The organism is Nostoc sp. NMS2 (assembly GCF_017115105.1).
Classification (GTDB): Bacteria; Cyanobacteriota; Cyanobacteriia; order Cyanobacteriales; family Nostocaceae; genus Nostoc.
Genome location: NZ_JABXKH010000112.1, coordinates 1 through 5,149 on the forward strand (window position 1 = coordinate 1; position 5,149 = coordinate 5,149).

8 protein-coding genes are annotated in these 5,149 nt (G+C 43.2%); 5 read left to right on the top strand and 3 right to left on the bottom strand.

What is annotated here, in order from left to right; genetic code table 11:
- Nucleotides 1–277 precede the first annotated feature (277 nt).
- The 3 genes from HWQ36_RS20310 to HWQ36_RS20320 all read right to left on the bottom strand — a co-directional run bounded on the left by HWQ36_RS20310 (nt 278) and on the right by HWQ36_RS20320 (nt 1,281).
- Nucleotides 278–532 (bottom strand): hypothetical protein, encoded by a 255-nt coding sequence (locus HWQ36_RS20310; RefSeq protein WP_292705651.1) that lies wholly within the window; start codon nt 530–532, stop codon nt 278–280.
- Nucleotides 533–608: 76 nt separating this feature from the next.
- Nucleotides 609–1,037, bottom strand: a complete 429-nt coding sequence (locus tag HWQ36_RS20315) for a hypothetical protein (protein ID WP_292705652.1) — start codon at nt 1,035–1,037, stop codon at nt 609–611.
- Nucleotides 1,030–1,281, bottom strand: coding sequence for a hypothetical protein (locus HWQ36_RS20320; RefSeq protein WP_193950991.1), 252 nt, complete (start codon nt 1,279–1,281; stop codon nt 1,030–1,032). Before HWQ36_RS20320 ends, HWQ36_RS20315 begins: the two co-directional genes overlap by 8 nt.
- Nucleotides 1,282–1,736: 455 nt before the next feature.
- Here HWQ36_RS20320 and HWQ36_RS20325 point away from each other — a divergent pair, with 455 nt between their 5' ends.
- From HWQ36_RS20325 to HWQ36_RS20345, 5 genes are all read left to right on the top strand, one after another.
- Nucleotides 1,737–1,991: a TIGR03643 family protein gene (locus HWQ36_RS20325; RefSeq protein WP_292705654.1), complete on the top strand. Its 255-nt coding sequence runs from the start codon at nt 1,737–1,739 to the stop codon at nt 1,989–1,991.
- Nucleotides 1,992–2,394: 403 nt separating this feature from the next.
- Nucleotides 2,395–3,600 (top strand): glutathione S-transferase family protein, encoded by a 1,206-nt coding sequence (locus HWQ36_RS20330; RefSeq protein ID WP_292705656.1) that lies wholly within the window; start codon nt 2,395–2,397, stop codon nt 3,598–3,600.
- A gap of 47 nt (nt 3,601–3,647) precedes the next feature.
- A complete protein-coding gene (locus tag HWQ36_RS20335) occupies nt 3,648–3,941 on the top strand; it encodes a hypothetical protein (protein ID WP_292705658.1) in 294 nt (97 codons plus the stop codon).
- A complete protein-coding gene (locus HWQ36_RS20340; protein ID WP_292705659.1) occupies nt 3,938–4,480 on the top strand; it encodes a GNAT family N-acetyltransferase in 543 nt (180 codons plus the stop codon). Before HWQ36_RS20335 ends, HWQ36_RS20340 begins: the two co-directional genes overlap by 4 nt.
- A gap of 217 nt (nt 4,481–4,697) precedes the next feature.
- The gene (locus HWQ36_RS20345) at nt 4,698–5,033 is read left to right on the top strand and encodes a DUF1579 domain-containing protein (protein ID WP_292705661.1); all 336 of its coding nucleotides are present in this window, start codon (nt 4,698–4,700) and stop codon (nt 5,031–5,033) included.
- The last annotated feature ends 116 nt before the right edge of the window (nt 5,034–5,149 follow it).

Sequence of the window (5,149 nt, forward strand, 5' to 3'; positions counted from 1 at the left end):
GAATTAAATCTTACCCTACCTCGGATGGTGTCACTTTGTTTCCAACAAAGATTGCTGATCAGGCAAGTCCTCTTGTCAATAGGCTTTGAGACGCGCTAACCCTGACGGGTATTAAAGCTTGGTACATTGAAATGGTCATTGAGATTTCTCCAGAAAAAGTTCAAACGGCTTTGAGCCGCCCCATCTAATATTAGGGGGTATTGACTGTGATATTGTGTCAAAGAATATGGAACCGAATTTAGTTACAGATCCAAAGATACTAAATGTTTCCCCATAGTTAGTAATCCCTGGATGCTCGATAAGAGTTAGTTCTTTTTGCTTGGGAGGAACTGACCTTTGAGCGATCGCTTTCTGTGCCCAAATTTATCACGCCATCCATCCAGTCCACTGCGGGGAATCTGTCATGAGTTGAGCTAATTTTTGCAGCTTGTTTTTGCTTGTTCTCTAAGACAGAGAAGTACCACCGAGGGTTCAGGGGCTTCTTCCACCTAGTCAACTCAAACAGGTATTCATCAGGGTCTAGGTCAAGCATCGTAACCCATTGATTGATTTGACTGCCGTTGATTTTATTAGTGGGGGTTGATTTGAAAAGGAACACCGTTTGTCAGTTATTTATCCCCTATAATTCTTGGACAAACTTCAAAAGCTAATTCATGGCGATAAAAACATACATTGAATTCTGCAAAAAAGTTCATGTTTCCAAGAATTATAGGCGCATCTCTTGATTGAGTCCAAGCAAATGCCAGCAATATCGGCGAAAAGTTAGCAACTTTACCCGATACAACTAACCCCCGTGCTTCGTTTTCAGCCAAATTTCCGCTTAAAATTATTGGTACGGTTTGTTGTTCCCAAACTGCTCCTAGTTCTAATCCAATTTGATATGGCAGAACATTTACACTTGCACCTGTATCTAATAATGCCACGACTTCTAAAGATTTATTGCCATTACTAAGGGTCAATGGTAAATAAGGCATAGTACTGACTCGCCCAAAACTATCGGTTCTCTCTGTGAATAAAAAACGCTGATGGTCAAGCATTGGACTGTTCTTTTGCTGTTGCTAACAGGTCTGATAAGGCTTGAATTGACCTATTATCCGCTTGAGGCGACCAGACTGTGGCACTGGTTGAGGCGAGTTGATTTAAAAGTATATTCTCTGCGTCACTTGTTTCTAGGCTACATCCTTCTTCTTTGGCAACTGCTAATAAGAGAAAATGGATTAGTCGTAGTTTATCTTGATGTGATAGTTGGTTGACTGTGGATAAAATTTCGCTGAGAGTCATACGGGAGTTGAGTGGGGATAATTTTATTATACTTTCTGCATCTGGGGTTCGTCTATTTTGACTCGTTTTTTACCTGTTAATAGTTGCTGCATTAATCCGCGTTTTTGTTGTTTATAAGCTGCGAATTGTTTTTCTAGGTTTGAGATTTCAGTATCGGCTGAGGAGAGGAGAGAGGCGATTTTTTCTGGTGAATAAAAAATGGGCAGTCAAACGATTGACAGTAAATCTCACGTCAACAGAAACACAAGAATTATCACAATACTGTGCAAAAACAGGTAAGTTACGATAATTGTCTGGTTTGAAATCAGCAAACTGAATAAAGATTATGACACCAACTCAACAGCTAAACATCTAAGATATAAAAACAAGTTAGCCGAGTCCTACTATTTACGGGCTGTGACGGACTCTAAGAAATAATTTCAAAGAAAAGTAGTTAAATAAAGGCTAGAAAAGAAATGAAATTACCTGATCTAAATTCTGAAACCATTGAGCGGATCATTGAAATGGCATGGGAAGATAGGACACCTATGGAAGCCATTGAATCTCAGTTTGGACTGCTTGAGAAACAGGTAATTGCTTTAATGAAGCGTGAAATGAAAGAATCTAGTTACCGGATGTGGCGAGAGCGAGTTAACAAACGTGCAACAAAACATCTAAGTAAGCGAGAGTTTATTGCAGGTAGATTCAAGTCGCACAACCAAAAGACATAAATGATTGTGAGTAATTAAAGATAAATTAAAAGACAAAAGGTAATTTTCAAAAAATATTTGTATTAAATAATACAAGCTATTAGAATTACGTGCCGTACCGTTAATGAGTTTAGCTTGTACAAAATAACATCATTATAGAGTTTCCCTCTAGCCAACTTAACTCAATTCGTTATGTGATAAACAGTTTGCTGTCATTCCCCAGCACCAGTTTCTTGATTGACATCACCTGACAGTGGAACTTGGCTACTAAGCTAATCGGCATTCAGGATAAGCAAATTTAAATTCAAGCTACAGATTACCGCAACATTCCCGCTTGAGAGTGGAAATTAAACCTTGATGTAATTGAAAATATTGTAGAGTCAAGAAAAGTCCCAAGTATTTCCCTACGTAACTCACCCTCACTATGGCGATCGCACCCTTAAGCTGGCAAGAACTAGAAACTCTCACGGACTATCAAATAGATACCGTTAATGGTCTCACCAACGCGAAAGCCCGGTTGCGGTTATTTGGTCAACCGGAGTCTGATGTGCGGGTAACGCTATACCGCGATAACCACGCCTGGTGTCCTTACTGTCAAAAAGTTTGGTTATGGCTAGAGGAAAAACAGATCCCCTACCGCATCGAAAAAGTGACAATGTTCTGCTATGGGGAGAAAGAAAGTTGGTACAAACGTAAGGTACCATCAGGAATGCTCCCCGCGATCGAGCTAGATGGAGGGATTATTAAGGAAAGCGATGACATTTTGATCGCTTTGGAAAAGGTATTTGCTCCATTGAACCAAGGCATGGAAGACCGCACGGTGCTTCCACTACGTCAATTAGAACGACTTTTATTTAGAGCCTGGTGCGCTTGGCTGTGTTCAAAAGCTGGTTCCTCTCAACAAGAACAATTCAACCGAGAACAATTTATGGCCGTGGTGGCTAGGGTAGAGGAGGCTCTGGGTCGCACCCCAAGCCCTTACTTTCTATCGGGCTTCGGCATCGTCGATGTCATTTTTACGCCATATCTTGAACGGATGAATGCGAGCCTTTACTACTACAAGGGCTACTCACTGCGCGAGGAAAACCCTTGTTTGAGTTCATGGTTTGCCGCAATGGAAAGCCGAACTACCTACTGCGGTACCCAGAGCGACTTTCACACCCACGTACATGATTTGCCGCCCCAGATGGGGGGCTGTTGGGAAAACGGCGAAACCCAGATGCTTCTCAATAAAACACGAGTGGATAACGGCCCCTGGTTTGGGCTACCAGATGTTACTTATCCAGAGCCCGAAAACTCCCGTATGGAAGCTCTTCAACGAACTATCGAACACCGCATTAATATTATCCAAGTCAACCCCTTAGATGATAAATTGTTTGATCAAGCGCTACGTTGTGCTTTAACACAGATGATGACAGGTGAAGACTGTGTACCTCCATCGGGTTCTGATGTCGCTCTCCGATATTTGCGCGATCGCATTAATGTACCACGAGATATGTCTATCTACGCAGCCAAGCGATTGAGGGAATCCCTGGAAAAAACCGCAGCCCTTGCGGGTGATGGGCAGCCAGCCCCCATTCCCACTAAGCATCGAAGAGATCAAGACCCGTCTAACTTTGCCATCAAGTAGGATTACCGCAGCCATCCTGGCAAATCGCGCTCCTCTAAAAGTTAACAGTGAACAGTTGTTTTTTTCAAGGGCAAGGCAATAGAGATTATTTTCTCCAAACTGGGAAACTGCAAAATAACCGACCCACAGGAACGCTTTTGGTAGAACAGTCAACTACTTTGACCTACACAGCAAAGAGCCAATTACAGACCACAGGCGTACACCCCGTGGCAAAGTTAACCCAAATCTGCCACTCACTGCCCCAAATACCCATTCCAGTAAGGCTCACCATCAGCAACACCAACGGTGTCGTGATTCGACTCGTCCAGGAGGTTACTGAAAATATAGGAGAACCAGCATGAACTATGCCCCGCAACCTCAGATGAGGATAAACCTCCGCCTTGCTACCTTGGCTGATTTGGATCTGCTGCGACATTGGGATGACCAACCTCACGTGATTGACTCCGATCCTAACGATGACTGGGGCTGGGAAGTAGAACTTGACCGCACCCCCGAATGGAGAGAGCAATTGATTGCTGAAATTGATCGTCGTCCCATCGGATTTATTCAGATCATCGATCCGGCATGTGAGGATAGTCACTACTGGGGTGATGTTCCGGCGAATCTTCGCGCGATTGATATCTGGATTGGGGAAGAGATTGATTTGGGTAAAGGTTATGGAACCCAAATGATGCAGCTTGCACTTACTCGATGTTTTGCTGATCCGAAAGTGATGGCTGTACTCGTCGATCCACTTGCTGGCAATACCCGTGTTCACCGCTTTTATGAACGTTTTGGTTTCCAATTTGTTGAGTCTCGACGATTTGGTAGCGATGACTGCTTAGTTTATCGCGTGAACCGAGCAGATTGGCATCATGAAAATGTGATCGCATTGCCGTAGGGCAGAGCCAGCAAAAGTAGAACGTTTTCGTCAATCTGCCAGTCATAAACCTCGATTAGCCAATTCGTGATAGTATTTATGTACTATTAAGTCGAGAATTTCCATCATTTTACGCCGTTTCTAGCCCCTTGGGGTGGCTTTGCTGACGGTGTTACAATTCGCGCTAATCGCATTCCTCAATTTCTCAATGATTGATTCATCAAAAGGAGCTAAAGCAATGGAGACAGCCAAAACACAGCAGGAGCCAACAATGAATATTGAGCCACAAAAGGAACATCAGTGGCTACAGAAACTCGTCGGTGAGTGGACTTATGAAACAGAGGCGATGATGAATCCAGATCAACCACCTGAAAGAGCAACAGGAACGGAAAGTGTGCGATCAATCGGTGGACTCTGGGTTGTAGGTGAAGGACAGGGCGAAATGCCTTGTGGTGGTGCGGCAACAATGATAATAACGCTCGGATATGACCCACAGAAGCAACGCTATGTAGGCACCTGGGTTGGGTCAATGATGACTTATCCTAGTGTGGTAAAACTTACTAGAGAAGAGTAAAAATCCTGTAATCTTGACCTTGTAGCGAAATAATGGTACGAAAACTTGGCAAGAAAAAGTCTAAAACCAGAGGCAACATCGTTTGAAGTACTCGATTGTGTTCAAAAAAAATGCCC

Excerpts from the sequence above, each read along its gene's own strand:
- HWQ36_RS20325 (WP_292705654.1), top strand. The coding sequence starts at position 1,737 with ATGAAATTACCTGATCTAAATTCTGAAACCATTGAGCGGATCATTGAA.
- HWQ36_RS20320 (WP_193950991.1), bottom strand. The coding sequence starts at position 1,281 with ATGACTCTCAGCGAAATTTTATCCACAGTCAACCAACTATCACATCAA.
- HWQ36_RS20315 (WP_292705652.1), bottom strand. The coding sequence starts at position 1,037 with ATGCTTGACCATCAGCGTTTTTTATTCACAGAGAGAACCGATAGTTTT.
- HWQ36_RS20345 (WP_292705661.1), top strand. The coding sequence starts at position 4,698 with ATGGAGACAGCCAAAACACAGCAGGAGCCAACAATGAATATTGAGCCA.
- HWQ36_RS20330 (WP_292705656.1), top strand. The coding sequence starts at position 2,395 with ATGGCGATCGCACCCTTAAGCTGGCAAGAACTAGAAACTCTCACGGAC.
- HWQ36_RS20340 (WP_292705659.1), top strand. The coding sequence starts at position 3,938 with ATGAACTATGCCCCGCAACCTCAGATGAGGATAAACCTCCGCCTTGCT.
- HWQ36_RS20310 (WP_292705651.1), bottom strand. The coding sequence starts at position 532 with ATGCTTGACCTAGACCCTGATGAATACCTGTTTGAGTTGACTAGGTGG.